This is a genomic window from Streptomyces sp. DH41 (assembly GCF_029813785.1).
Lineage (GTDB): Bacteria > Actinomycetota > Actinomycetes > Streptomycetales > Streptomycetaceae > Streptomyces.
On record NZ_JARVKY010000004.1, the window covers coordinates 1 to 25,503 of the forward strand.

Consider the following 25,503-nt stretch of genomic DNA (forward strand, 5'->3'; position numbering starts at 1 on the left):
CGGCCTCAGCCTTCTCCCGCTCCCGCTCCGCCTTGGCCTCGGCCTTCTCCCTCTCAGCCTCATCCTTGGCAGCGGCCTGCTCGGCCTCGGCCTCAGCCTTCTCCCGCTCCCGCTCCGCCTTGGCCTCGGCCTTCTCCCTCTCAGCCTCATCCTTGGCAGCGGCCTGCTCGGCCTCGGCCTCAGCCTTCTCCCGCTCCCGCTCCGCCTTGGCCTCAGCCTTCTCCCTCTCAGCCTCCGCCTTGGCGGCAGCCTGCTCGGCCTCGGCCTCAGCCTTCTCCCGCTCCCGCTCCGCCTTGGCCTCAGCCTTCTCCCTCTCAGCCTCCGCCTTGGCCTCGGCCTTCTCCTTCTCAGCCTCCGCCTTGGCGGCCGCCGCTTCGGCCTCCGCCTTCTTCTTCTCGGCGTCGGCCTCCGCATCGGCGGAGATCTCGGAGAGGGGACGGTCGTCCTTGTCGGTGATGCTCGTGTCGAACGCCTTCTCCGCCGTCTTGAAGGCGTTGTGGATCTCGACGACGGCCTCCGCGCCGGCCGTGCTGAGCCAGTCCTGCACGGATTGCTCCCACCGGCGGACCGCTTCGTCGGCGATCGCCTTCCACGTGGTCATCTCGCTCGGCTTGCCGTACGACTTGCCCTCGATGACGATGTCGTTCTGGAAGCCGGCGGTCGACACCACGTAGTTGTGCCAAGAGGTGTACATGCCGGAGCCGCTGGACACCGTCTCGATGTCCGTCTTGTCGTACTGGGTGTCGAAGAGGGTCAGCCGAGCGTTCTGCAACATGTCGTAGAGCCAGCGCTGCGGATTGCTCTCGGCCTTCCACGCCTCCCAGGCGTCGTAGAGCTTCTGCGCCTGGGCGAGGAGAACACCCTGGGCCTCGGCCAGCGCCCGGGCCGGCGCGGAGGTCACCGTCACGTCGTCGACGGTGACGGCGGTGCCCTCGCCTCCCTTGCCGTTGAGCTGGTCGGCGTACCCCTCGTAGTTCCGGGCCAGTTTGTGGATGAGTTCCTTGAAGATGGCGGCCGACGTGCCGTCCCAGGCGTCGCTGCCCTCTCCGATGTTCTCGGTGTCCCAGTTGCCCACGGTGACCGCGCTGTCCTCGAAGAACTTGACCACGCGGTCGAAGGCCTGGGCGGCTTCCGTGAAGGTGCGCAGGTCGACGTAGTCGGCGTCGTTCACCGGGTAGCCGCGGTTCTTGAACCCGTGGGTCGAGTAGGGCCACATGGTGATCTGGGAGAGGGCGTCCCTGGAACCGTAGACGTACCGGACCAGCGCGTTGGTGTTCCAGTCGAGCTTCTCGCCCTCTTTGTTCCAACCGCCCTTGTCCTTGAGGCGCTCACTCGTCTTCGTGTAGTCCGGGATCACGTCGTCCCCGCCCGGCGGCCAGTCCTGGCCGGACGCGAGGAAGGTGATGTAGGCGCGGTACCGGTAGAGGTACTTCCCCGCGGACACGTCCTGGGAGTCGTCGCTGGGGCGGTAGAACGGGATGGTGTAGTCGGTGTTGTGCGTCTTCCATCCACTCGGGGACAGGAAGCCCGACGCATACTCCGGACCACCCTCCTTGTCCAGCCGGACGTGAAGCAGCGGGATACCGTCGTTACCCTTCAGATCGTCGAACAACGTTTTCCGCTCCGGCAGGACATAGCCGGTGAGCAGGTCAACCGCTTTCTTCCAGTTGTCGTTGTTGTTGTCCTCGGGGCTGGCCATCGCCGAACTCCGCTACTCTTCCTCTTCGGTCGCACCCGGATTGTCAAGATCACTGTCGACATCCTCGAAGATGTCCATGAAATCGTCCGCGGTGATGTTCTCCAGGTTCTTCGCCTGGCTCTTGGCCAGCTCGTCGATGGTGTCCCACAACGCCTGTTCGAGGTCCTCGAAGAGGACCGTCTGGTCCTCGAGGATGCGCAGGACCTCACCCGCGCCCTGCTGGACGACCTTGTTCAGGGCTCCCCCGCCGACCGCGCTGTTCTCGCCGGCCATGAGGCCGATGACGAGCGGCTTCGCGGAGTCGATCGTCGTGGTCGAGATGCTGTCCGCGATGAACGAGATCGCCGGTCCGGCGGTCGGACTGTCCTTGAGGATGTTCTCCAGCGTCGTACGGAATCCGTCGACCTGGTTGTTGATGAAGTTCTTCAGGAATGTGCTGTCGAGGACCGTGACGGCCACGTGATCACCCTTCCGTCACCGGCCGGCGTCAGCGGCTTCCGATCCTAATGTCGCCCCACCGCTGCGACAGGTTCTGCTCCGTGTACCGGTAGTTGGAGGAGATCTCGGTGAGCAGACCGGAGTGGTTGGCGAGCAGGTTTTTGATGTTCTGGACAGCGTTGTCCCACTTCGCCTGGACCTCGCTGTAGACGTCCTTGTCGTCACCGATCCAGCTGTTCCGGAGCTCGGCCAGTTCCATCTCCAGGTTGGCCAGAATGCTCATGATCGCCTGGGACTGGCCGACCATGTCGTCCGCCGCACCTTCGGCATGGTTGTAGTCGACGTAGATGTAGCCGTCGGAGTAGTCCATCAAAGGCCTCGATTCACCTGGAGAACGACGTAGGTTGAGGGGCTGAGATCTGCTGGACGCACCGGGTCAGTTCGACGACGTGTTGGTGCCGTTGAGTTCGTCGAACACCTGCGTGGAGCGTGAGTACTCCGTGTCGATCGCGTCGCTGGTGGAGCCCTGTACCAGCCCGTGCTCCGTGAGGGTGCCGTTCAACTCGTCCACCATCCGGTCCAGGTTGAGCAGGATGGTGTCGACGTGCTCGTCCCACTGCTCCAGCAACTTCTTGTACTTCCCGCCGTCCGCGCCCCCGTAATTCGAGGCGAGCGTGTGCGACGTGGACTGGACGTCCTGCTGACAGCGCTGAACACCGGTGAAAGCCTGTTCCAGTGCCATGATCCCGTTACGGGTGGCGTTTTCCTCGGACTGCTGCATGGCCATGAGAGAGATCCCTTTCGGCAGAACTCACCGGATAACCGCCCCGACTTCACTCCGCGGGCAGACGGAGTGTCCCTACGATCACGGCTGACTCGCCGGGGCCATGGGGTGGCCAGATGCTATGCAGGCCGCAACTTGTTTGGCAATTGCCAGCGGAACCACGAAGTCCTCTACCAGGGAACTCAATTGAGCAATGCCTCGGAATTCGCACCGCTCAGGTGAGCGGCGCGGTGGATCCGGCCGGACAGATCGGGCATCGAGACCGTCCACCGGACGCCGCCGGATGCGTGGATTAACGTGAGGTGACCAAGCGGATGCCAAGAATTTCCCTTCCCCGCGACCGCCGACGGAACCCGATCGCCCTCCCCCCGCCCCACTGTCAGCCGGAGCACCGCAGCGTCACCCGTGCCTCGCCCTTGGACGCCGCCTCGGGAGTCAGGTCCGGGCCGGTGGGCAGCATGGCCAGCATCGGGGACGGCATCGTCCGCGCCTCGACGCCCTCGTAACCCAGCGCCGTCACCGACTCCCGGGAGAGCAGCCGGTACTTCACGCCCTCGTCGGTCACCAGGTACGTGGTGTCGCCCAGTACGCTGCCGCTCGCGCTCAACGCCCTGACCAGCGCACCCGTTCCGGCCCGTACGGCGATGGAGTCGACCTTCAGGCAGCCCGGCTCGACCTCGGGCGCCGGTGCCTGCGCCGCCTCGGGCAGGGCGCCCTCGGGCAGGACCGAAGTACCCACCCGCACGCCGGAGTCCGTGGAGTCGACCTCCGCGCAGGCCACAGAGCCGGCGTCGACGGTGACCGCCTTGGGCGGCGACGCGGGCAGCCTCGCCACCTGCGAACTCCTCGCGTCGGGGGCGAGATGCCCGGCCAGGGTGTCCGCGCCGAGCGTCACCACGGTCGCGGCGTCCCCGCCGTACGCCTTCTCACGCGTTCGCGGGTCGCCCAGCAGGAGGGTGGCGCCGGTGTCGGTGAGGGGGACGAGGCCATCCCGCGTGAGCAGGTGGTGGCGGGCGGCCGAGCCGGGTACGTCGACCTTGAAGAGCTGCCCGATCCTGGTGCTCCGCCCAGCCAGTTCCGGGCCCTTCTCGCCCCGGCCGGCTACCTCGGCGGGCGCCAGGTCGGGCCCCAGCGGGAAGGCGTCGAGGAACGCCGCGGCGACCGGCCGCGGGGGGACGTCGCCGTACCCGAGGGCCTCGGCCGCCTTCGCCCGCTCGTCCAGCCGCAGCCTGCTGCCCTGCCACAGCAGATACGTGGCGTCGTCCGGGCCGGCGACCAGCATGCCCTCGTTCCTGCCCAGTCGCCTGCCGCCGGGCACGTCCTGCGGGGCGTCGGCGCCCAGGGCGAGCGTCGTGGTCGCCGTGACGACACCCGTCGTCCGGGGGACGACGCCGGAACACACCAGCCACGGAGTGCGGTCCAGGTCACCGGTGCCCGGCAGTGCCTCGGGCCCGTCGGGGATACCGATGGGCGTTCCGTGCGGGGTGCCGGCCAGCGAGGACGTGCCCACCGTCGTGACGCCGACAGCGCCGCCGGTGACCAGCCGGGCCGACGCGTAGTTGCGCACCGGACGCAGCCGCCCGTCCAGGTACAGGTAGCGCGCGCCGGTCTGCTTGTCGACGATCAGGTTCTCCCCCGAGCGCCACGAATCGTTGCCGCCGGGACGCAGGAGTCCGAAGACGAAGGCGCCGGCGCACACCAGCAGGGCGATGATCACGCCGATCGCGGCGCCGCGGTTGGTCCTGCCCAGCGGGCTCTCCGGGGCGTCCGGCTCGGCGCGCAGCATGGCCGAGGCCAGCCGCCCCATGATGAAGAGGTGCGCCTGTACTTCGTCGCGTTTGCTGTGCATGTCGCCGTTCTCCCGGGTCAGCCGTTGATGCCGCGGAGCCAGCCGTAGACGCCCATCGACCAGAGCGTCAGCGGCAGGATGCTGATGGCGGCGAGTGAGTGCAGCAGCTCGGCCGCGCGCCCCCAGTACGGGACGAGCCGCCGTCCGGGCACGGTCCACGAGGCGATGGTGATCGCGGCGGCCAGCCCCATCAGGCCGGCCGTCAGGGTCAGCCGGTCCACCGGGGCGAGGGAGCTCGCGGAGACGAACAGCAGCAGGACCACGCCCCAGGCCCCGGCGGCGGTCAGTGACAGCCGCTGCCAGACGTTGCCCAGCCCGCGGCTGTGCAGCAGCAGGAGGAGGGCGAGGGCCACGACGGTGAGGATCTCGGCGAGGCCCGGCGCGGCCATGAGAGCCGCCTGGCAGGGCAGGCACACCAGGCCGATGGCGCCGTAGAGGGCGGTCATCCAGCCGTCCGCCAGTGCCGACCGCGCGTCGACGTCCGAGGAGGAGTACGGGTCGATGCCCTGCTGCAGCTGCTGGACGTTGGTCGGCAGGGGCGGCATCCGCATGCCGGCCAGCCGGAACGACAGGGACGGGACGAACCCGCCGAAGAGCACCACCACGACGGCCACCACGCCCGCCGCCTGTTCCGGCGCCAGTTCCAGGGTGATGAGAGCGGCACCGAGCGCGCCCGCCGCCGCGACGCAGGCCGCGCCGATGAACAGGGCGGGGTACACGCCGACCGCCGCCAGGGCGAGCACAGCGCCCGCGCCGCCGGCCGCGGAGGCGGCCAGCAACCGTGCGCCGAGGACGGCCTCGCCGTCGGCACCGCCCAGGTCCCCGCCGGGCAGCAGCCAGCCCGCCAGGGCGAAGTAGGGAGCCGCCACAAGGCCGAGCACCGAGCCGGCTCCGGCGTCCCCGACGGCACGGGAGGCGGAGCCCGCCCCGGCGATCAGCAGCAGTCCGGCGGCCGTGGCGGCGACGGCCCGCACCCAGCCCGCGGTCCCCGGCATGGCCAGCAGCACGATGCCCAGCACGAGGGTGGCCGCGGCCAGTCCGAGCAGCAGGCGCCGGCCGGCCTGAGGGCTCCAGCCGTGCGGCCTGCGGCCCATGCCGTCCGAGATGCCGTCGACCAGGTCGTCGATGTGCACCTCGGGCAGCGCCTCGGTGCGTGGCCGCAGGTAAAGATCCTCTCCGTCCCGCAGACCGAGGGAGTCCAGGGTACTCTCGGGATCGAGCGGTGGACCGCCGAGGCGTTGGAGCACCCAACCTCCGTGCTCCAGGCCTGATTCCTCCAGGTCGTCCCCTCCGTAGCCGATCACTGTGGGCAGCAGATCGGCGACGGGGACGTCGGAGGGCAGGGCCAGGTCGACGGTCCTGGCCGGAGCGCGTACGGTGACGCGGCACAGGCTTGCCGTCTGAATCTCAGTCATGGGTTCGGGGTTCACACTTTCTGGCGGACCACGCGATAAGCGGTGGCTGGAAGGTGGCAGCGGCACACCGGTCGGTCGCCGAACGCGATGGAAAAGTCGGACGGGGCATGCGCCGACGAGTTTGACCGTACGCCGGGATTTTCGCAACACCACTTCGGGTGTTCAGCGTTGCGGAACCCCACGGCAATTGTTCCGCCACCGTCGCGCGGAACTCTGAGTCTTTACGAAATAGCCCGCGACGTTCCCGCGTGGTTTCCCCGGAATTCCTGCCGAAATCATTGAGGAGGACGTTCGTTGAGCGTGATCCTGTTCCGCCGCCCGGCCCGCCGTAAAGGACCGGAAATGCCGTCGGGGGAGCTGAGCCTCCAGGAGCCGCCGACACTTCCGGAAGTCGTGCCGGACAGTTCCGCGGTGTGGACGTACCTGCCGATGGCGCTGATGTCGGTCTCCATGATGCTGATGTTCATGCGGCCGGGGATGAGCCGGGACAGCGGCGGGTTCATCTACATCGCGCTCGGTGTGATGGTGATCGCGTCGGCGGGCATGATGCTCGGTCAGGTCATGCGCCGCAACGGCGAGCGCAAGCAGCGGATGAAGGGGGAACGCCGCGACTACCTGCGGTACCTGCGGCAGACCCGGCGCATCGTGCGGGCGTCCATCGTCGAGCAGCAGCGCGCCCTCGCCTGGCGCCATCCGGAACCCGACGCTCTGTCGTCGCTGGTGCGCAGCACCCGGCTGTGGGAGCGGCGGGCGTCGGACGAGGACTTCGCCGAGGTGCGGATGGGCGTGGGCGACCAGCGTCTGGCGATGAAGCTGACACCGCTGTCGACCAAGCCCGTCGAGGACCTGGAACCGCTGTCGGCACACGCGCTGCGCGGCTTCACCCGGGCCTACTCCACCGTCAGGGACCAGCCCATCGCGATCTACCTGCGGGCCTGGTCGAAGGTGCTGTTCCGTGGGGACGAGGAGCGGATACGCGCGCAGACCCGGGCCCTGCTCGCGCAGTTGGCGGTCTTCCACTCACCCGACGACCTGTGGATCGCGCTGTGCGTCTCGGACGAGCGGCGTGCGGAGTGGGAGTGGGCGAAGTGGCTGCCGCACAGTCTGCACCGGCACGAGGAGGACGGCGCCGGACCGGCCCGCATGATCGCGTCGGCCTTCACCGAGCTGGAGAACCTGCTCGGTGCCGAGTTCCTGGAGCGGCCGGGGGCCGACCCCGACGCGGTCCCGGGGCGTGAGGAGCCGTACACGGTCGTCGTGATCGACGGCTGCACGGTGCCGACCGGGCACCGCTTCGACGGCCACGGGTTCCGCAACGCGGTGGTACTCGACCTCACCGGGGCGCTCGCGTGGAAACCCGGGCGGACCACACTGCGCCTGGAGGTGGACGAGAGCGGTGTCGCGCTGGTGCGCACCGACCGCGACCGCAAGGAGCAGTCGACGGTGCTCGGCCGGCCCGACCGGCTGGGCACGGTGGGAGCGCTGGCACTCGCCCGGCTGCTGGCGCCGTACCGGATGAGTGTGGGCGGCGACGACTCCAAGCCGCTCGCCAATGATGTCGAGCTGACCTCACTGCTGAACATCCCTGATCTGCACCGGCACGACCCGGCCACGCTGTGGGGGCGGTCGACCGGCAGTGCCCGGCTGAGGGTGCCGATCGCGGTGAGCGGTGAGGGCAGACCCGTGGAGCTGGACATCAAGGAGTCCGCCCAGGGCGGTACGGGACCGCACGGCATGCTGATCGGCGCGACCGGTTCCGGCAAGAGCGAGCTGCTGCGCACACTGGTGCTGGGGCTGGCGCTGACCAACTCCTCCGAGACGCTGAACTTCGTCCTCGTCGACTTCAAGGGAGGTGCCACCTTCCTCGGACTCGACGAACTGCCGCACACCTCGGCGGTCATCACCAACCTCGCCGACGAGGTGGCGCTGGTCGCCCGGATGCAGGACGCCCTGCACGGGGAACTGATCCGACGTCAGGAGCTGCTGCGCGCCGCCGGGAACCACACCTCCGCGCTGGAGTACGAGAAGGCACGGCAGTCCGGGGCGCCGCTGCAGCCGTTGCCCAGCCTGTTCGTGGTGGTCGACGAGTTCAGCGAACTGCTGGCCTCTCACCGCGACTTCATGGAGCTTTTCGTGATGATCGGCCGGCTCGGGCGCAGCCTCGGGGTCCATCTGCTGCTCGCCTCGCAGCGACTGGACGAGGGCCGTATGCACCAGCTGGAGAGCCATCTGTCCTACCGGATCGGTCTGCGGACCTTCTCCGCGATGGAGAGCCGGGGTGTGCTGGGTGTGCCGGACGCCTACGAGCTGCCCGCGCAGCCGGGTGCCGGTTTCCTCAAGAGCGGCGTCGACGCGCTCACCCGGTTCCGGGCCGCGTACGTCTCCGGGCCGTACCAGCGGCGCCGGGCCGTCGTGCAGGCGCAGGTGGCGCGTCAGGTGGTGCCGTGGACGGCGGAGTGGGTGGTGCCGCGCGCGTCCGCGGGCCCGGACCCGGCGGGGGAGCCCGACGAGCCGGAGCCGGAGGGCGAGGGCGGCGGCGAGACGCTGCTGTCGGTGGCGCTCGACCGGCTGCGCGGCTCGGGGCCGCCCGCCCACCAGGTGTGGCTGCCGCCGCTGGGCCGGCCGGCCACCCTGGACCAGATCCTGCCTCCGCTGGCACCCGATCCGCGGTACGGCCTGACCACGGCCGACTGGCCGCTGCGGGGACGGCTCACGGTGCCGGTGGGCGTCGTGGACCGCCCCTTCGACCAGCTGCGCGATCTGCTGACCGTGGACCTGTCGGCGGCCGGCGGTCACGTGGCAGTCGCCGGGGGCCCGCAGAGCGGCAAGAGCACTCTGCTGCGGACCCTCATCACCGCGCTGGCCCTCACCCACACGCCGCGCGAGGTGCAGTTCTACTGTCTGGACTTCGGCGGCGGCACGCTGGCCGCGCTCGACGAGCTGCCCCATGTGAGCGGGGTCGCGGCGCGCGTGGACACCGAGCGGGTGGGCCGTACGATCGCGGAGGTCACCACGCTGCTGGCCAGGCGGGAGCGGTTCTTCCTGGAGCACGGCATCGACTCCATGCCCACGTACCGCAGGCGGCGCGCGGCGGGCGAGTTCCCCGACGAGCCGCACGGGGACGTCTTCCTGGCCATCGACGGTTGGGCCACCGTGCGCCAGGACTTCGACCGGCACATCCCCACCTTCAACGCGCTGGCCGCCCGCGGGCTCAACTACGGAGTTCATCTGCTGGTCACCACCGCCCGCTGGGTGGAGTTGTCGTCCTCGGTGCGCGACCAGACCGGGACCCGGCTGGAGCTGCGGATGGGTGATCCGATGGACTCGCAGATCGACTCCCGGAAGGCGGCGGCGATCCCGCGCAGTGCGGGGCGGGGCCTGACCTCCGACAAGCTGCACTACCTGTCGGCGCTGCCGCGGGTCGACGGGGTCGAGGACGCCGACGACCTCGCGGACGGTGTCGCGGGACTGGTCGCCGCGATCGGCGAGAACTGGACGGGGCCCACCGCCCCGCGGGTGCGGATGCTGCCGGCGAGGCTGCCGGTCGAGGAGCTGCCGGAGCCGGAGGGCGAGCACGGTCTGCGGATCGCCCTCGGTCTGGACGAGAACGAACTGGCTCCGGTGTGGCACGACTTCACCGAGAACCCGCACCTGATCGTGGTGGGCGACACGGAGAGCGGCAAGACGAATCTGCTGAAGCTGGTCGCGCGGGCCATCACCGAGCGGTACACGCCGGCCGAGGCGCGGATCATGACGGTGGACTACCGGCGGGAGCTGGTGGAGAGCGTGCCCGAGGCGTACCGGCTCGGGCACGCCGTGTCCCTGGACATGTTGCGGGACCTGGTGGACGGGGCCGCGCGGGCGGTCAAGCAGCGGGTTCCGGGTGAGGACATCGCTCCGTCGCGGATGCGGCTGTGCGACTGGTGGCAGGGGCCGCGGCTGTTCATCCTGGTCGACGACTACGACATGGTGGGCGGCGGACCGATGACGCAGCCGTTCGCCCCGCTGCTGGACCACCTGGCGCTGGGACACGAGGTGGGCCTGCATCTCGTCGTGGCCCGGTCGTCCGCGGGTGCCGGGCGTGGGCTCAACGAGGCGTTGTTGCGGAGGTTGCAGGAGGTCAACACACCTGGGCTGCTGATGTCGTGCCCGCCGAGTGAGGGGTACCTCTTCGGGAGCGTGAAGGGGCGGGAGCTGATTCCGGGGCGGGCGATCCGGATCGCCCGCCGTAAGACCTTGCAGGTGCAGACGGGACTTGTGGGGGACGCGTCGTGACGCGCCCGCGGCCGGGCCGGCGCCTCGTGAGACCGGCCGTCCGTGAAGGTGCCTCCCCGGTCTCTCAGGTACTTGGGGAGGCGCGAGGGGCCGCGGTCACGGGGGCGGTGTGGTTACGGCTAGGGGGTGTCGTTCGGATCAGGTCGGCTCCAGGAAACGGCGCCTTGCAGCGGAGCCGAGCGGGGTCTGGTGCGTGCGGCTGCAAGGCGGAGGGGGGCGACAGGGCGGAGCCCTGGCAACCGACGACAACGCCGCAGCTGTGCGTGCCGGGCCCCGCGACCCCGGCAAGATCCAAACGACACCCCCTAGGGAGCTGTGGGGGGCCGCCAGCCCCTGGTTCTGCCTCGGGGGACGACCGCGGCGAGGGCCGCGAGGAGGAGGACCGTTGCCAGGCCCACGGCTGCGATCGTCAAGGAGCGGTTGTGGGGGGTGGGGTCGGCCGGGGGCGGCATCTGTGCGGGGGCAGGTGTCGGCGCGGGTGCCTGTGTGCGGTCCTGGAGGAGGGACAGGGCGGCGTACGGGTCCAGGCGGGGGGTGTCCGACGGGTAGGCGGTGTCGAGGAGCCGGCGGGCGACCTCCTCCGCCGTGAGGTCGGGATGGTAGGCGCGTACGAGTGCGGCGGCGCCCGCGACGCCCGCGGCGGCCAGCGAGGCACCGGAACCGATGTAGTGGCCGGAGCCCTCGGGGCCGACGCTGACCATCGCGCTGCCGGGCGCGGACAGGTCGGGCTCGTGGGCGGGCGGCGCGTTCTCCTGTCGTACGCCGCCGGGCCCGAAGTCCACGACGGCGAGGGCGCCGGGCGCGGCGGCCGGCCAGTACGGGCCTTCCGGCATCTCACCGTCGGGTCCTCGCTGCTCGCGGGGCACGGCGTCCGGGGCGGCGGGGGCGACGACCAGTGCGCCGCGCCGGGTGGCGTGGGCGACGGCCGCGGTGAGTTCGGCCTTGCCGGTGCGCAGCGCCTGGCCGACGTAGATGATCCGAGCGCCGCGGTCCGCCGCCGTCCGGATGCCGGCGGCCACGCGTTCCACGGACGGGACTCCGCGGTCGTCGGTGCCGGCCAGGGCGAGGATCTCCGCCTGCGGGGCGACCCCGGTGATGCCGCTGCCCTTCTCCGGAGCGGCGGCGATCAGGCCGGCGGCGAACGTGCCGTGGCCCACGCAGTCCTCGTCCGCGCCGTCGACGGCCGTCACCCTGCCGGACAGGCTGGGGACTCCGGTGGCGACACCGGTGTCGACCACCGCGACGGTCACCCCGCCACCGCCCGAGATCCGCTGGGCCCGGGTCAGTCCGAGCGCCGCCTGCGACCACGCCGCTCCGGTGGCCGTCTGCCCCGAGGCACCGGTGCAGGGGTTGCCCTCGCCGAGCCGGACGGGCAGCGGGGGCAGCAGCGTGGCTCCCGGACCGTCGGCACCGGGACTCCCCGAGGGCGCGTCCGACGCGACCGGGGCTGCGGGGAGGGCGAGCGCCGGCCCGCCCGTGACCGGCAGGACCACGGCGATCGCCAGCGCGAGGACCGCACTCCGACTCTTCATGACATTCCGCATAAGCCGCATGATATGCACACAAGATGTACGGCGCACAACGCCAACTACCGCAGCAGCACAAGGAGGTTCGAGGCGTGGCACGGCAAATACTCACGGTCGGCCCGGAACGGTCGGACGGCTACCAGACGATCGGTGAGGCACTGGCCCAGGCCCGCACCGGTGCGGTGATCCGGGTCCGCCCCGGCCGCTACGCCGAGAACCTCGTCATCCGGCACCGGGTGACGATCGTCGGCGAGGGCGAGCCGGGCACCGTCGAGCTCTGCCCGCGGGACGGCACCGCCGTCACCCTCATGGCCGACGCCGTCATGCTCAGCGCCCTGACCCTCCGGGGCCGCGACAAGGAGGCCGCGGTCGTGGACGTACCGGCGGGGCAGGCAGCGCTCGACGGATGCACCGTGACCGGTGCCGGATGGACGGCGCTGCTGGTTCGCGGCAAGGGCTCACTGGCCGCCCGCGGTTGCCGGATCGGCAACCCCGGCGGCGCCGGACTCGTCGACTCCTCGGAGGCCGAAAGCATCGTCGAGGACTGCGTGTTCGAGAACTTCGGCACCTCCGCGGTCGTCATCGGCGAGTCGGCCGGACCCCTGATCCGCGACTGCCGCATCCGGGGCGCGCGGGCCAACGGGGTCCTGGCGAGCGGCGAGGCCCGGGGGACCTTGGAGGGCTGCGACATCTCCGGCACCGACAAGCCGGCCATCGCCCTGGAGGGTCACAGCTCGACGCGCGTGCTGCGGTGCGCCGTGCACCACACCTCGGTGGGTCTGCTGGTGACCAGCATGTCCCGCCCGGAGATCGAGGGGACCTCCTTCGAGTCCATCGCGCAGAGCGGCGTCGTCATCTCCGGCGGGGCCGACCCGGTGCTGCGCGGGTGTGTCACCCGGCGGACCAAGAACAGCGGGCTGCTCGTCCTGGACCGCTCGCGCGGAACCCTGGAGAGTTGCTCGTTCCAGGGCTCCACCGAGGCCGCCGTGCGGGTCGTCGAGGGCAGCGCCCCGCTGCTGCGGGACACCGTGGTGAGCGACTGCGCCGACACCGCCGGAGCGGTGCAGCTCGCGGACGACTCCACCGCCGAGTTCGAACGCCTGGAGGTCCTGGACGCGGCCGGCGTCGGCATCTCGGTGCGCTCCGCCGCCGACCCCCTGCTGCGCCGTGCCCGGGTCACCGGCGCCGGCGGCCACGGCATCGAGTTCACCGACGACGGCCGCGGCCGCCTCGAGCACTGCGAGATCGAGTCCGCCGGCGGCTGCGCGCTGCACATCGACGACGACTCCGACCCCGAGATCAGCGACACCACCGTGAGCTCGGCCGCCCGCTCGGGCCTGCTCGTCGGCGAACGCGGCCGGGGCACTCTGCGGGACTGCGAGATCGGTGACAGCGCCGACGCCGGGGTCGGTGTGCGGGACGGCGCGGAGATCACCCTGGAGCGGGTCCGGGTGCATGGCTCGCGGGCCCACGGCGTCCAGGTGTCGCACGGCGGCCGGGCCGTCCTCAACGCCTGCGAGATCACCGGGAGCACGGGCGACGGCGTACGGGTCGACAGCGCCGAACCGGTGGACGTCACCCGGTGCGTGGTACGCGACAACCGCGGCGCGGGACTGCGCCAGAGCCGCGCGAGCGAGCGGCTCACGGTCGAGCTGCTGACCAGCGCGGACAACGGCCTGCCGGACAGCTGGGGCGAGTCGGCCGGCACGGCCGGCGAGGAAGGCGTCCCCGGCGGGTCCGGCAAGGAGCAGGAGCCCGAGGGGCCGCTGGCCGCGCTGGAGGCACTCGTCGGTCTGGAGAACGTCAAGCACCAGGTGCACACTCTGGTCAACCTGAACCAGCTCGCGGAGCGCCGGCGCCGGCTCGGCATGCCGGTCCCGTCGATGAGCCGGCACCTGATCTTCGCGGGGCCGCCCGGCACCGGCAAGACCACCGTCGCCCGCCTCTACGGCAGCATCCTCGCGGACCTGGGCGTGCTCAGGAGCGGACACCTGGTCGAGGTCGCCCGCGCCGACCTGGTCGCACAGGTCATCGGCGGTACGGCCATCAAGACCACCGAGGCGTTCAACAGTGCGCTGGGCGGAGTGCTGTTCATCGACGAGGCCTACACCCTCACCGTCGAGGGAACGTCCAACGACTTCGGCCGCGAGGCCGTCGACACCCTGCTGAAACTCATGGAGGACCACCGCGAAGACGTGGTCGTGGTGGCGGCCGGCTACTCCGAGCAGATGGAGTCGTTCCTGTCCGCCAACCCGGGTCTCGCCTCCCGGTTCACCCGCACCATCGAGTTCGGCAACTACGCGGTGGAGGAACTGGTGACGATCACAGAAAGCCTCTGCCACCGCCACCAGTTCGAGCTCGGGCCGCTGACCCGGGAGGCCCTGGCCGTACGCTTCGAGCAGATGACCCGCGACGCGACCTTCGGCAACGGCCGCGCGGCCCGCGGCGTGTTCGAGGACATGGTGGACCGGCAGGCGTTCCGGCTCGCGGCCATGACCGACCCGGCGGAGAACGACCTCACGCTGCTCCTGCCGCAGGATGTCGGCGACGCGGAGGCGGCGGCCGTCGGCGGGACGGCGCAGGACGCCGACGACGCGTCCGACCCGATGGCCGAACTCACCGCCATGGTGGGGCTCGCGGCCGTCAAGCGGGAGGTCGCCGACCTGGTCAGTCTGCTGACCAACGCCCGGCAGCGGATCGCGGCGGGACTGCCCGCCCCCCGGATCAGCAACCACCTCGTCTTCAGCGGGCCGCCCGGCACCGGCAAGACCACCGTCGCCCGGCTGTACGCCAGGCTCCTGCACTCACTCGGGGTACTCCCCCGCGACTTTCTGGTGGAGGTGGCGCGGGCGGACCTGGTGGGCCAGTACGTCGGCCACACCGCCCAGCGCACCAAGGACGTCTTCACCAGCGCGCTGGGCGGGGTGCTGTTCATCGACGAGGCCTACACCCTCACCCCCGAGGGCTCGTCCAACGACTTCGGCCGCGAAGCCGTCGACACCCTGCTGAAACTCATGGAGGACCACCGCGACGAGATCGTGGTCGTCGTCGCCGGGTACACCGAGGAGATGGAGCGCTTCCTCGCCTCCAACCCCGGCCTGACGTCCCGGTTCTCCAAGTTCGTACGCTTCGAGGACTACAGCACGGACGAACTGGTCACCATCGTGTCCCGGCACGCCGCCGCCTCCGGGTACGAGTGCGCCGACGCCACCGCCGAGGCGCTGCGCGCCCATGTGGACGCCATCCCGCGCGACCGGTCCTTCGGCAACGCGCGGCTCGCCCGGCAGTTGCTGGAGACGATGATGACGAGCCAGGCCCGCCGGCTGGGCGGGCTGAGTTCGCCGAGTCTCGCCGACCTCACGACGCTGTTGCCGGAGGACCTGCCGCCGGCACGGCGGCGGGAGGCCGCCCTGTGACGTCCTGAAGGCGAACGCCCGCCGGTTCACACCGGCGGGCGTTCGCCGCGCTGCCGCGCTCACACGGTGAACGCGCCACTCACACGGTGAACCTGACGGCTTCCAGCCAGAGGTGCGCTTCCGTCGTCCCGCCGAAGATCCAGCCCTTGGGCGACTCGCATGCCAGGCCGCCCCAGTCTCGATTGCCGAGTTTGTGGTTCTGGCAGACGTTGCCCGACTTGACACCTATCGTGAAGCCGCTGAGGTTCGGCGCGTTCGAGGCGGCACTGCCCAGCGTCAGATCCGTCCCGTCGGCCGCGCCCGACCACTCGGACGTCCATCCGTCCTTCTGGACGAACTCGTTGCCGTTCACCCTCTGCGCGTTGACCACCGCGACGTTGATGGCGGTGATGGGCCGCCCGTTGCCCTCCTGGCCCGCCGTGGCCCCGTCACACACGGGAGCCGTCCAGCCGGCGCCCTTCACGTGGACCCGGTAGCAGATGTGCCGGCCGGGGTTCGACGCGGCCAGCCGCTGGACGGCGTAGGCGGCGGTGTTCGGCGGGAGCACGGGAGCCTTGTGCTCCTTGACGCGGGGCGCCTCCTCCTTCTTGATCCGGGGCTCCGCCTTCTTCGTCACCGCCTCGGCCGGCTCGGCGACCGGCGCCGGACTCCGCACCGGGTCGGGCTTCTCGACTACCGGGCTCGGCTTGGCGGACGGCTTCTCCGTCGAGGGCTCCGGAGTGGGCTTTGCCGGGGCGTAGTCCCCCTTCGGCACCTCCAGGGGCTCCTCCTCCAGCAACGTGTCGGACCCGGCGGCCACCGCCACGCTGTCCTTCTTCTGCCGCGAGTCGTCCGTGGCCCAGATCAGCAAGGGCACCGCGAGGAGGACGACGCCCGCGATGCCGGCGGCGGCGAGCAGGGGTTTCTTCGGGTTCCCGGACGGCGGTCCGTCCGCACCGGCGCCACCGGCGGCGGTTCCGGCGGCGGCGGTTCCGGCGGCGGCGGTTCCGACGGCGGCGGTTCCGGCGGCGGCGGTTCCGGCGGCGGCGGTTCCGGCGGCCGAGCCGACCCCTTCGGCTCTGCCGACCCCTTCGGCCTCGGCGTCCGGGGCCGCCCGACCGGCGGTGGCCGGCTCGGCGGCGCTCTCGCTCTCCGCCTCCGACCGCTGTCGTGAGGCGGACGCGCCGGACACGGCGGCCGTTCCCCCGCCGGCACCACCCGTGGTGGCGGGCTGCTCGGGAGCCGCCTCGCGCTCGGCGGTGTCCGGGGCGGGTCGGGCCGACCGGGCCCCTCCCCCGGCGCCGCCCTCGTCCGGCTCGGGCGCGGCCGTACGCCGTGCGGCCGGTGCCAGCATCGAGCCCGGGTCGGCCGCCGCCGATCCGAGGGAGACGGCCCTGCGGACGGACGAGCCGCCCGTGCCGTCTGGCCCCTCGGCGGCGGGCGGCTTCTTCTGGCTTGCCATCGTTCTCCTTGATCTGTGTGGGACTGCGGGGCGATGGGTGGTCGTTCGACGCGGCCCCGCTCGCTATCGGTACTCGCCCACGGGCCCGGAACAGCGCTCCGGCCACTGCGGTTCGTCACCGACTCGGAAGCCCTTGGCCAGCGCCTCCTCCAGGTGCTGGAGGGCCCTGAGGTCCAACCCGCTCAGCTCCTCCGCCCCGTCCATGTAGGCGGTCGCGAGGCCGGGGAGTTCACGGAGCAGTACGACGGAGGAGCCGGCAGGCCCGGTCCTCGCCCCCAGCACCCGGAAGCCGGTCCCCGGAACGAAGACGATCTCCTCGGGCGTCTGAGTGGAGCCGCCCGGCCGGTCGAGCAGTTGCCGGACCTTGCGTCCGGTGACGGACCAGATCGCGTAGCGGACGGGAGCCCCGGCGGGGAGCGCGGAGGATCCGGCCAGGGCGCTGACCGGGGCGGGGTCGTGCAGCAGCGTGCCGACTCCCGGTTCGGGGCCGTCGGTGTCCTCGCCGCGCAGGGCCACCCCCCGGTAGGAGGGCAGTCGGCGCAGAGCGGAAGCGAGGCACCCGGCGTAGGGCAGCAGGCGCCCCTCCCCCTTACGCAGGTCCCGGGTCAACTCTCGGTGGTGCAAAGGGCCTTCCTCGGCGGTGAGGTAGGCGTGCACGGCGATGAGATCGGTCCGCGCCGCCTCCAGTTCGTGACCGCGCAGGGCGGGCATCCGGGTGAGCACCCGGGTCACCGCGGCGGCGTGCCCCTCCCAGGCACCGGCTGCGGCATCCCGGAACGCGGCACGTTCCGCGGCCCCGCTGACATGCCCCGGCGCGAACGGAAGGGCGGCGCGGAGCGCGGCCGGCTCTTCGCCGGCCCGTTCCCGCGGTCTCGTCCGCTCCTCGGCACGCCCGGCCCGGCCGCCGTCCGGCCCTGGTGCGCTGCCCTCCCCGGCGACGCGCCCCGTCCCGCCGAGGGCACCGTCTCCCCGTTCACCGTCGGCTCCTGCGCGCGCCCCTGCCGATGAGGCGACCTTCGGCCGGGTCCTCGCTGCTCCCGGGGCCGTCCCGCCGGCCGGCGAAGCGACGGGGTCGGGAGTGCTGTGTCCGCTCCGGGCGCCGGCCCCGGTCTCCCGCGCCGCGGCGGGCGCGGGCCCTTCGGCGGGCCGCCCCTGCGAACGGGGTTCCGAGGCCGCGGCGGGCAGGGCAACCGCGGGCTCCGCTTTCCCGGCAGCCTCCGAAGGAGACGTGGACGGCGCCCCCGCCGCACCACCGGGGCCGACGCCGTCCGCATCCACGTCGGCCGCCCCGCCCGTCGGTGGGGAGTCCGGCGCCGGCAGGGGCCCGGTCCCCTGAGAGGACACCGGCGGCACAAGTCCGCCGGGACCGGCGACCGGGCGGTCCGGAGCATCAGCCTGCGCTGAGGGGTCCGGGAGCGCGACGGGCCCGGCGACCGGAGGCCCGCCGACGGCACCGCTCACCTCCGCGGCCCCACCGTCGCCCTGAAGGGTAGCGGCACGCGCGGCACGCGCGGGCGCAGGCACTCCCGGCCCGGCAGCCGGCGGGACAGCGGCCTTGCCGGACCCACGGGCCACTCCACGTGACGGCAGGACACGGCCGGGTTCCGCGACCGCGCCGGGGCGGTCGGCCGCCCTGCCGGGGCGCGGGGGCCGGCCGGTGGTGACGTAGCGGATGTTGGGTACGCCGTGTTCGGCGGCCAGGCGGCGCAGGTCGCCGTCGCCCGCCAGGAGTCTGCCGCGGACCAACAGGGTGGTGCGTGAGCGGACGTCGGTCCCGAGGCCGCTCAGAAGGCGGGACAGCGCGGGCAGCAGGGAGGCGTCCAACGGCTGTCCCGGCATGCCCAGCTCGATGGCGCACACCTCGGCGTCGACGGCCGGTCCGAGTGGCCCGGGGCGGGGGCCGTCCTGGGCCCACAACGCGAGACCGGCCCGGGTCACCGTCGCCCGCCAGCGGTCCGTCAGCCGTATCGTCCCCCGTTCACCGCCACCGAGTATCCAGTCGGGCAGGCGCAGCTCCGTCGGCCTGGGTACGGGAGCGCGCCCCTGCGAGTCGACCGGCCCGCAGACCACGGACGGCACGAACGGCCGCCAGCTCGGCCTGCCGTCCAGCCCGACCAGCGTGGGCCGGGGAGGTGTTCCGGGCGGGGCGTGGTCGTCGAGGAGAGGCAGGCCGGTGAGCACCTCCACCTCGGTGCCCAGCAGGTCGGCGACCGACTGACCGAGCCTCAGCAGGTCCCGCCGGCCGCCGGGCGCGAGCCGGGTCCGCGCGCGCTCCGCCTCCGGCAGCCCGGCGAGTACGGTGGCGACCTCGTCGGCGGCGACGTCCTCCGCCCGCGGGGCACCGACCAGGACCGTCAGGCGCTCGAAGTCGACGGGCACGGAGAAGCACAGATCGTCGGGAGCGGGCTGGGGCGCCTCGGCCGGGCGGATCACCACCCCCGCCGGGACCCGGTCCACGACACAGCCACCGGCCGTGCGCGCGGGCACCCTCTCCAACGCCTCCTCCCAGGCGGGCGCCGGTGCGCGTCGGCCCGCCTTCCGGGGTTCCTCACCGGGCGCGAACCGCCACCAGGCACAACCGGGGCGGGAGCCGCCCTGGACGAAGAGCGCGCCCCCCGGCGTGATCAGGACCGCCCCGTCCGGAGCCGTCACCTCCAGTTCCCAGGCGTCCGCGATCCGGCGGGCGACGCTGGGCCGGTCCGGCCGGTCGTCGCCGGCGCCGGACATCACCAGCCGGACCCGGTCGGTGCCCCGCGCACGGAGGGAGTCCAGCAGCGCGCCCAGCCGTGCCCAGTGGTCGGCGTCGGGCCCCTCTCCCCCGGCGGCGGAGCCCACGATCACCGTGACGACGCCCTCCTCCCGTCCGACGGCGCCCGCCACCTCGGCCACGACGTCCAGGGGGAACGAGTCGTCCTCGACCGAGCGCACGAGCAGCACGCCGTCGACGTCCTCGACCGGCGGGCCCCCGGCGGGCCGGTCTCCGGTGCCGTTCGCGCCGCCGGCCGGGAGCGCCGTGCCGCGGCGCCCCGCACCGGAACCGGGCCTGCGTCCCCGGCCCGGCCTCACGGGCAACCAGCGGCTCACGCGTTCGCTCCCCGGATCGGGTCCACGGCCTCGGTCAGTACCCGTGTGGAACGGCGGACGGCGGCAGCGGGGGCAGGCCGTTCCACGCCGTTTCGGACCGCGGTGCGTACGGCGTCGAGGTCCAGCAGCATGCTCACCGCGGCGGAGGGGTTCAGATACAGCGCGTGCCCTTCGGGGACGCGCGTCAAGAGATCGTCCGCTCCGACGAGTTCGAAGGAGAAGCGCCCCACCGCGTGCAGGAAGACCGACGAGGTGAAGACCGGCACCACCGGCGTCCCGTCCGGCGCCGCCGCGCTCAGCGGCCCGCCGCCCGGTGCCGTCAGCACGGCCGCCTCGCGCCCCACCAGCGCGGCCGGTACCGCCTCGCCGGGCCCGTACCCGGTCGACGCGAGCTGGACGGCGCGGTCCACCTCGTCCTGGGGTTCGGGCCAGCCGAGCGCACGCGGGGACGGCCGGTACCCGGGGTTGTCCTCCCACTCGACGATCTCGCCGTCGGGCCCTGACCGCCACCGTCCGGTCATCGCCCACTCCGGAGGCTTCCCCGTTCCGGACCACGTCGGGTCGACCACCCCCAGCCAGTGTTCCGGGGCGAGACGGCCCGCCTCCCGGATGTCGTCCGGAACGGGCGGAAGCGCCCCGCCCTGTCGGCTCATCGCTGTCCTCGTTCGGTGGATCGCGAGGACGCCGCGGTCCTTGTCATACCGCCCGGGCCGTCGTGCCGCAGGAGGCGGCGCGCGGTCACGGCGTCCGTGACGACTCCGGTGAACAGTCCGGACCTCAGCACGGCGCGGACCGCTCCGGTGTCACATCCACCAGCCGTGACGGCGATCAGTTCCGCGACACCACGGAGTTCGGCGGCACCGACGGCGATCGTGCGGGCGTTCAACTCGGTGGGAATCAACCGGCCCTCGGCGTCCAGGACATGGCCGGCCACCTCGGCGCACGCTCCCGCTTCCCGGAGCGTCTCGCGCTCCGGCTCGGACAGGGCGTCGTACACCGTTGAGTGCGGGGCGTCCCACGCGCCGATGCCGACGACGGCCTTGGTGACCAGGCCGAACCGGTTCAGCGTCTCGGCGGTGGCGGGCTGGCTGCGCAGGACGGCGGCCGTAGCCGCGTCGGGCAGCAGGAACGGGGTGTGGAGCGGGAACGCCCTTCCCCCGCCCACCGCGGCCGTACGCCGGACCGCGGCGATCGCGGCGTCATGGGCGAGATCGCGCCCGTGCACCCCGGTCAGCTGGACCACGTCGCAGAGCGGCAGCCGGGTGACCGCCTCGCTCAGCGCGTCCACCGCATGGCTGCCGTCCAACCCGAGGACGTCGCCCTCCTCGGCGATCTCCGTGATCAGCCGGGCCGCCGCCGTGCCGAGCCAGCGGTCTTCGAGGAACCGGTCCCCGGCGGACTCCGTGTTTCCTTCGCCGTGGGCCAGGTTGACAACGATGCCGTGACGGAGCCCGAACCGCTCGGTCAGCGCCCGTCCGAGCGGGACGTCGATCTCGGCCGGGACGGTGATGTCGATCCGCACGATGTCGTGGGCCATGGCCGCGTCGAGGAGGCGGGCCACCTTGAACCGGCTGATGCCGAACTCCTTGGCTATCTCCACCTTCGACAGCTGCTCCAGGTAGAAACGCCGGGCGACGGCGGCGGCGAGGAGCGTATCGACCGGCACGGGTAACGTCATCGTCTCAGCCGGTTCGGCCATGTCGTCTCTCCGCGCTCTCATCCATCGTCAACTCACGCCACATCTTCGGCTAGTTCATCTGTACGAAGTGAGCAATACGTGACGGGGGAACGACGTCAAAGTGACACATGAGGCCTCAGTGACCATTGAGACCGGGCATTGCGGCTTCGCGCGTCCCGACGCTCCGATCGGCGCGGTCGATGGGTGGTGGCGAGCATCCGGTCCACGGCGGCGGAGAGTGCGGCGTCGTCCTCGTCGACGCAGGCCCTGACGACGTGGCCGTCGGGGCGGACGAGAGCGGAGCACATGGTGGCCCAGGCGGCCGGAGGCCGGGGGCAGGAGGCCGGGGTGGTGGGCGCGGACGATGGTCGAGCCCGTACGGAGCGCGGGTTACGGAGCGGGGATTGCCGAGCCTGCCGCCGCCCTGGCAGCGCGGCGGCAGGCTCGGCCCCCTGAGCGTCCATCCGGTCAGGAGTTCTGGAGTGTCTTGCGGAAGGAACCGCCACGCTGCAACGCGCGTTCGATGCTCTCCAGGGACTTTCCCCTGGTTTCCGGTACCTTCGCCGCCACGAAGGCGATGCACGCGACGTTCATCAGAGCGTAGACGAAGAACGTGCCGGAGCGGCCGATGGCCTGGATGGCGGTCAGGGCGGTCACCGCGATGAGCAGGTCGACACCCCACAGCGTGACGGTGGCCAGACTGGTCGCCGGACCGCGCACGCTCAGCGGCACGATCTCCGGACCGATGAGCCAGACCACCGCCTGAATCCCGATCCCGTTGAACAGGATGTACGCGAACAGCGCGATGATCACCGTCCAGCGCTGTGCCGCCGATCCCTCCGGACCGAGGAAGGCCAGGGCCATGACCGCCATGGCGAGCCCCGAGCCCGGCAGGAACCACAGCATCGTCCGGCGGCGGCCCACCCGGTCCACGGCGATGGCACCGACCACACCGGCGATCACCAGCATCACGCCGATACCGACGCCGGTGAGCAGGGCGGCCGAGTCACCGAATCCCGCGTCCACGAGGATCGTCGGTGCGTAGTAGACGACGGCGTTGATACCCGTGAGCTGGGAGAAGGCCGCGATTCCGACGGCGATCAGCAGAGCGGGGCGCATCCAGCGCTGTCGCAGGTCGCGCCAGCCGCCGGCGGGAGTGGCGGCGGCGACCTCGGTGATCTCGTCGATCTCCCGGCGGACGTCCGTACCGGCCGGCCGGAGCCGGGCCAGTACCGTCACGGCCTCCTGCCGACGGCCGCGCTCGACCAGCCAGCGTGGACTCTCGGGCAGGAACAGCATGCCGACGCCCAGGGCCACGGCGGGCAGGACCGCCAGGGCGAACATCGTGCGCCAGCCGCCGCTGCCCGACAGCGCCCACCCGCAGAGATAGGCGATGAGCTGTCCGCAGGCGACCATCAGCTGGAACAGCACCATGAGCCGGCCGCGGATCCTGGCGGGAGCCGCCTCGGCGATGTAGACCGGCACCATGTTGGAGGCGCCTCCGACGGCCAGCCCGAGTACGAAGCGCGCGGCGACGAGGCTGCCCACCCCGGGAGCCGCCGCGGCCGCCGCGGCCCCGAGGGCGAAGACGACCGCGACCGCGATGACGACCTTGCGTCGTCCGTGCCGTACGGCCAGACGTCCCGCGAGCAGTGCTCCGGCCATCGCGCCGAGCAGGATCACGCTGACGACGATCTCCTGTTCCCGGGAGGACAGGTCCAGGTCCTCACGCAGATGCAGCAGAGCGCCGGAGATGATGCCGGTGTCGTAGCCGAAGAGCAGGCCGCCCAGAGCGGACACGCCCGCGACCGCGTACACCATGGCCGGTGCCTTCCGCTGGTCCCCGACGGCCGCCTCTGCGTTTGCCCGCACCTCGGCCGGCTCAGGCATCGCCCATGACCAGACCCTCGATGGTGTGCTTCTGCGTGATCGGCTCCAGCTCGTCGACGATCGGGCAGTCCAGGTGGCGCCGCACCCGCTCGGGCAGGGACTCCCAGTAGGTACGGGTCACAGCCGTGTCGTGCCGGTCGCCGTTGGTGGCCTCGGGGCCGTCGACCCCGAGGACCAGCACGGGCCGGGACTTCGCGGAGTTGTTCTTGGTACCGCGGTGGATGGTCAGTGCGGTGCGCGCCGAGATGTCGCCCCGCTGCGGGTACTTGCGCACGGCACGCTCCTCGTAGCGCGGGTAGTGCGGACGGGGCGGGAACATGCCGTGGCCGAACTCCGGGCTGTCGTCCCACTGGGTGCCCGGCGCTATCTCGAAGGGGCCCATGTCCTCCTCCGTGTCGACGGCGGTCACGTTGAAGGCCAGCGAGGTCAGCCGCCGCTCGGCGCGAGTCTCCTCCGGCATGGGGAAGTCCCGGTGCCAGGGCTGGTTGACGGCACCCTCGAGCGGGACGTCGAAACCGAGCTCGACGATGCGGTAGTCCGGGCCGAGCACGGCGGCGCACACGGACCGCACCCAGGGGTGGTCGACGAGCTCGACGAAACCGCGCAGCTGCTCGGGGTGGATCTCCACGTAGTAGCGGTGCGGTCCGCGTCCGACGGCGCCGCCGGGCCGTGCCATCGCTTCCCGGAAGGCCGCGTCGATGTCCTCGCGGAGCCGGTCGGCCCAGTCGGAGGCGAAGGCACCCTTGCGGGCGGTGATGCCGTCCGAGTACAGGGCCTCGACCTCGGCGGTCACGTCCGGTTCGAGGTCGGCCGGGGAGACGCCGGGGTGGGCGTGCGGACTCATGGGGTGCCTCCTTGCACGTGCGGTAGCGCTGTCCGAGACATGTTGCATCGTTGAATGCAACGTGGCAATACCCTCCGGAGGGGATCTTGGTCAGGGTCACCGGGGGCATGCCACGATGTGCGGGTGAGCAGCAGCCTGAAAGACGTAGCCGCCCGCGCCGGGGTCTCGGCGCGCACCGTGTCGAACGTGGTCAACGGTTCCGCCCGGGTCTCCGAGCACACCCGGCAGCGGGTCCAGGAGGCGATCGACGAGCTGGGGTACCGGCCCAATCTCGCCGCCCGCAACCTGCGGGCAGGCCGCACCGGAGTCATCGGTCTCGCCATCCCGGAACTGCACTCGCCCTACTTCGGCGAACTCGCCGGCCTCCTGGTCGACGAGGCCCGGCGCCGCTCGTGGACGGTGATCATCGACCAGACGCACGGTGACCCGGAGGCGGAACGGCGGCTGCTGAACGGCGACGGCGGCCGGGCCATGGACGGCCTCATCATCAGCCCGTGGGCGCTGGAGGCGCAGGAGGTGGCGACCACCGCACGCCCCCTGCCCGTGGTACTGCTCGGCGAACGCAGCCCGCAAGGCCTGGCGGACCGGGTGGCCGTGGACAACGTGGCCGCCGCGGAAGAGGCGACCACCCATCTGCTGGCGCTCGGGCGCCGCCGCGTCGCCGCCATCGGACTGCAACCGCACCTGCACAACGGCACCGCCGAGCAGCGCGCCGAGGGCTACCGCAGAGCACTGCGCCGCGCGGGCGTCGCGCCGAGGCCGCACTGGCAACGCCCGGTCACCTCACTGCACCGGCTGGACGGCGCCCGGGCCATGGCCGAACTCCTCGACGCGGACGACGGAGACTTGCCGGACGCCGTCTTCGCCTTCACGGACGAACTGGCGCTGGGCGCCATGCACATGGCGCACGCGCGTGGGCTGCGGATCCCCGACGACCTCGCGATCGTCGGCTTCGACGACATCGAGGACGGCCGCTTCGGCCGTCCGACGCTGACCACCGTCTCCCCCGACAAACGGCAGATCGCCGAACGTGCCCTGCAATGCCTGGCCGACCGCATCTACAGCCCGGAGAACGAGGTGTCCGCCTTGGATCTGACCATCCCGCACCGGCTGGTCGTACGGGGCAGCACCGGCCCGGAGGCCCAGTCGTACTGATCCGCGGGG

The 25,503-nt window shown here is 72.0% G+C and carries 16 protein-coding genes; 3 read left to right on the forward strand and 13 right to left on the reverse strand.

The genetic code is table 11. From position 1 onward, the window contains the following. The 6 genes from QC283_RS08760 to eccD all read right to left on the reverse strand — a co-directional run. Window positions 1–1,699: AAWKG family protein (locus tag QC283_RS08760; protein WP_279560811.1), on the reverse strand; the 1,699-nt coding region annotated here is incomplete at its 3' end. A gap of 12 nt (window positions 1,700–1,711) precedes the next feature. Continuing rightward, window positions 1,712–2,158 (reverse strand): type VII secretion system-associated protein, encoded by a 447-nt coding sequence (locus QC283_RS08765; RefSeq protein WP_279560812.1) that lies wholly within the window; start codon window positions 2,156–2,158, stop codon window positions 1,712–1,714. 28 nt (window positions 2,159–2,186) lie between these two features. Then, the gene (locus tag QC283_RS08770) at window positions 2,187–2,507 is read right to left on the reverse strand and encodes a WXG100 family type VII secretion target (RefSeq protein WP_279560813.1); all 321 of its coding nucleotides are present in this window, start codon (window positions 2,505–2,507) and stop codon (window positions 2,187–2,189) included. A gap of 66 nt (window positions 2,508–2,573) precedes the next feature. Continuing rightward, window positions 2,574–2,924, reverse strand: a complete 351-nt coding sequence (locus QC283_RS08775; RefSeq protein ID WP_279560814.1) for a hypothetical protein — start codon at window positions 2,922–2,924, stop codon at window positions 2,574–2,576. A gap of 376 nt (window positions 2,925–3,300) precedes the next feature. Continuing rightward, window positions 3,301–4,770, reverse strand: a complete 1,470-nt coding sequence (gene eccB, locus QC283_RS08780) for a type VII secretion protein EccB (protein WP_279560815.1) — start codon at window positions 4,768–4,770, stop codon at window positions 3,301–3,303. A 17-nt stretch (window positions 4,771–4,787) separates the two neighbouring features. After that, a complete protein-coding gene (gene eccD / locus QC283_RS08785; protein ID WP_279560816.1) occupies window positions 4,788–6,185 on the reverse strand; it encodes a type VII secretion integral membrane protein EccD in 1,398 nt (465 codons plus the stop codon). 294 nt (window positions 6,186–6,479) lie between these two features. On the opposite strand from eccD, the gene eccCa reads away from it, so the two are divergent. Beyond that, window positions 6,480–10,460 carry a type VII secretion protein EccCa gene (gene eccCa, locus QC283_RS08790; RefSeq protein WP_383529436.1) on the forward strand — a complete coding sequence of 1,327 codons (3,981 nt, stop codon included), beginning with the start codon at window positions 6,480–6,482 and terminating at the stop codon, window positions 10,458–10,460. Between the two features lie 305 nt (window positions 10,461–10,765). On the opposite strand, the gene QC283_RS08795 is transcribed toward eccCa, so the two are convergent. After that, window positions 10,766–11,992 carry a S8 family serine peptidase gene (locus QC283_RS08795; RefSeq protein WP_279560817.1) on the reverse strand — a complete coding sequence of 409 codons (1,227 nt, stop codon included), beginning with the start codon at window positions 11,990–11,992 and terminating at the stop codon, window positions 10,766–10,768. An 86-nt stretch (window positions 11,993–12,078) separates the two neighbouring features. Between QC283_RS08795 and QC283_RS08800 the strand changes: the two genes are divergently transcribed. Beyond that, entirely contained in the window at window positions 12,079–15,402 is a 3,324-nt protein-coding gene (locus tag QC283_RS08800) for a right-handed parallel beta-helix repeat-containing protein (RefSeq protein ID WP_279560818.1), read from the forward strand. A gap of 79 nt (window positions 15,403–15,481) precedes the next feature. Here QC283_RS08800 and QC283_RS08805 read toward each other — a convergent pair whose 3' ends face one another. The 6 genes from QC283_RS08805 to QC283_RS08830 form a co-directional block, all read right to left on the reverse strand. Beyond that, window positions 15,482–16,843, reverse strand: coding sequence for a hypothetical protein (locus tag QC283_RS08805; protein ID WP_279560819.1), 1,362 nt, complete (start codon window positions 16,841–16,843; stop codon window positions 15,482–15,484). 63 nt (window positions 16,844–16,906) lie between these two features. After that, window positions 16,907–19,927, reverse strand: a complete 3,021-nt coding sequence (locus tag QC283_RS08810; RefSeq protein ID WP_279560820.1) for a hypothetical protein — start codon at window positions 19,925–19,927, stop codon at window positions 16,907–16,909. Beyond that, on the reverse strand, window positions 19,924–20,580 hold the full coding sequence (locus QC283_RS08815; protein WP_279560821.1) for a type VII secretion system-associated protein: 657 nt from the start codon (window positions 20,578–20,580) through the stop codon (window positions 19,924–19,926). The genes QC283_RS08810 and QC283_RS08815 overlap by 4 nt, the downstream gene beginning before the upstream one ends. Then, complete coding sequence (locus QC283_RS08820; RefSeq protein ID WP_279560822.1) at window positions 20,577–21,626, reverse strand: sugar-binding transcriptional regulator; 1,050 nt, start codon at window positions 21,624–21,626, stop codon at window positions 20,577–20,579. The genes QC283_RS08815 and QC283_RS08820 overlap by 4 nt, the downstream gene beginning before the upstream one ends. Before the next feature lie 447 nt (window positions 21,627–22,073). After that, the gene (locus QC283_RS08825) at window positions 22,074–23,477 is read right to left on the reverse strand and encodes a sugar porter family MFS transporter (protein WP_279560823.1); all 1,404 of its coding nucleotides are present in this window, start codon (window positions 23,475–23,477) and stop codon (window positions 22,074–22,076) included. A 10-nt stretch (window positions 23,478–23,487) separates the two neighbouring features. Then, window positions 23,488–24,339, reverse strand: a complete 852-nt coding sequence (locus tag QC283_RS08830; RefSeq protein ID WP_279560824.1) for a phytanoyl-CoA dioxygenase family protein — start codon at window positions 24,337–24,339, stop codon at window positions 23,488–23,490. 123 nt (window positions 24,340–24,462) lie between these two features. Here QC283_RS08830 and QC283_RS08835 point away from each other — a divergent pair, with 123 nt between their 5' ends. After that, window positions 24,463–25,494, forward strand: coding sequence for a LacI family DNA-binding transcriptional regulator (locus QC283_RS08835; RefSeq protein ID WP_279560825.1), 1,032 nt, complete (start codon window positions 24,463–24,465; stop codon window positions 25,492–25,494). Window positions 25,495–25,503: the final 9 nt, after the last annotated feature.

Coding starts and splice junctions, on each gene's coding strand:
- QC283_RS08820 (WP_279560822.1), bottom strand. CDS start 21,626: ATGGCCGAACCGGCTGAGACGATGACGTTACCCGTGCCGGTCGATACG.
- QC283_RS08815 (WP_279560821.1), bottom strand. CDS start 20,580: ATGAGCCGACAGGGCGGGGCGCTTCCGCCCGTTCCGGACGACATCCGG.
- eccB (WP_279560815.1), bottom strand. CDS start 4,770: ATGCACAGCAAACGCGACGAAGTACAGGCGCACCTCTTCATCATGGGG.
- QC283_RS08775 (WP_279560814.1), bottom strand. CDS start 2,924: ATGGCCATGCAGCAGTCCGAGGAAAACGCCACCCGTAACGGGATCATG.
- QC283_RS08795 (WP_279560817.1), bottom strand. CDS start 11,992: ATGAAGAGTCGGAGTGCGGTCCTCGCGCTGGCGATCGCCGTGGTCCTG.
- QC283_RS08830 (WP_279560824.1), bottom strand. CDS start 24,339: ATGAGTCCGCACGCCCACCCCGGCGTCTCCCCGGCCGACCTCGAACCG.
- QC283_RS08770 (WP_279560813.1), bottom strand. CDS start 2,507: ATGGACTACTCCGACGGCTACATCTACGTCGACTACAACCATGCCGAA.
- eccD (WP_279560816.1), bottom strand. CDS start 6,185: ATGACTGAGATTCAGACGGCAAGCCTGTGCCGCGTCACCGTACGCGCT.
- QC283_RS08805 (WP_279560819.1), bottom strand. CDS start 16,843: ATGGCAAGCCAGAAGAAGCCGCCCGCCGCCGAGGGGCCAGACGGCACG.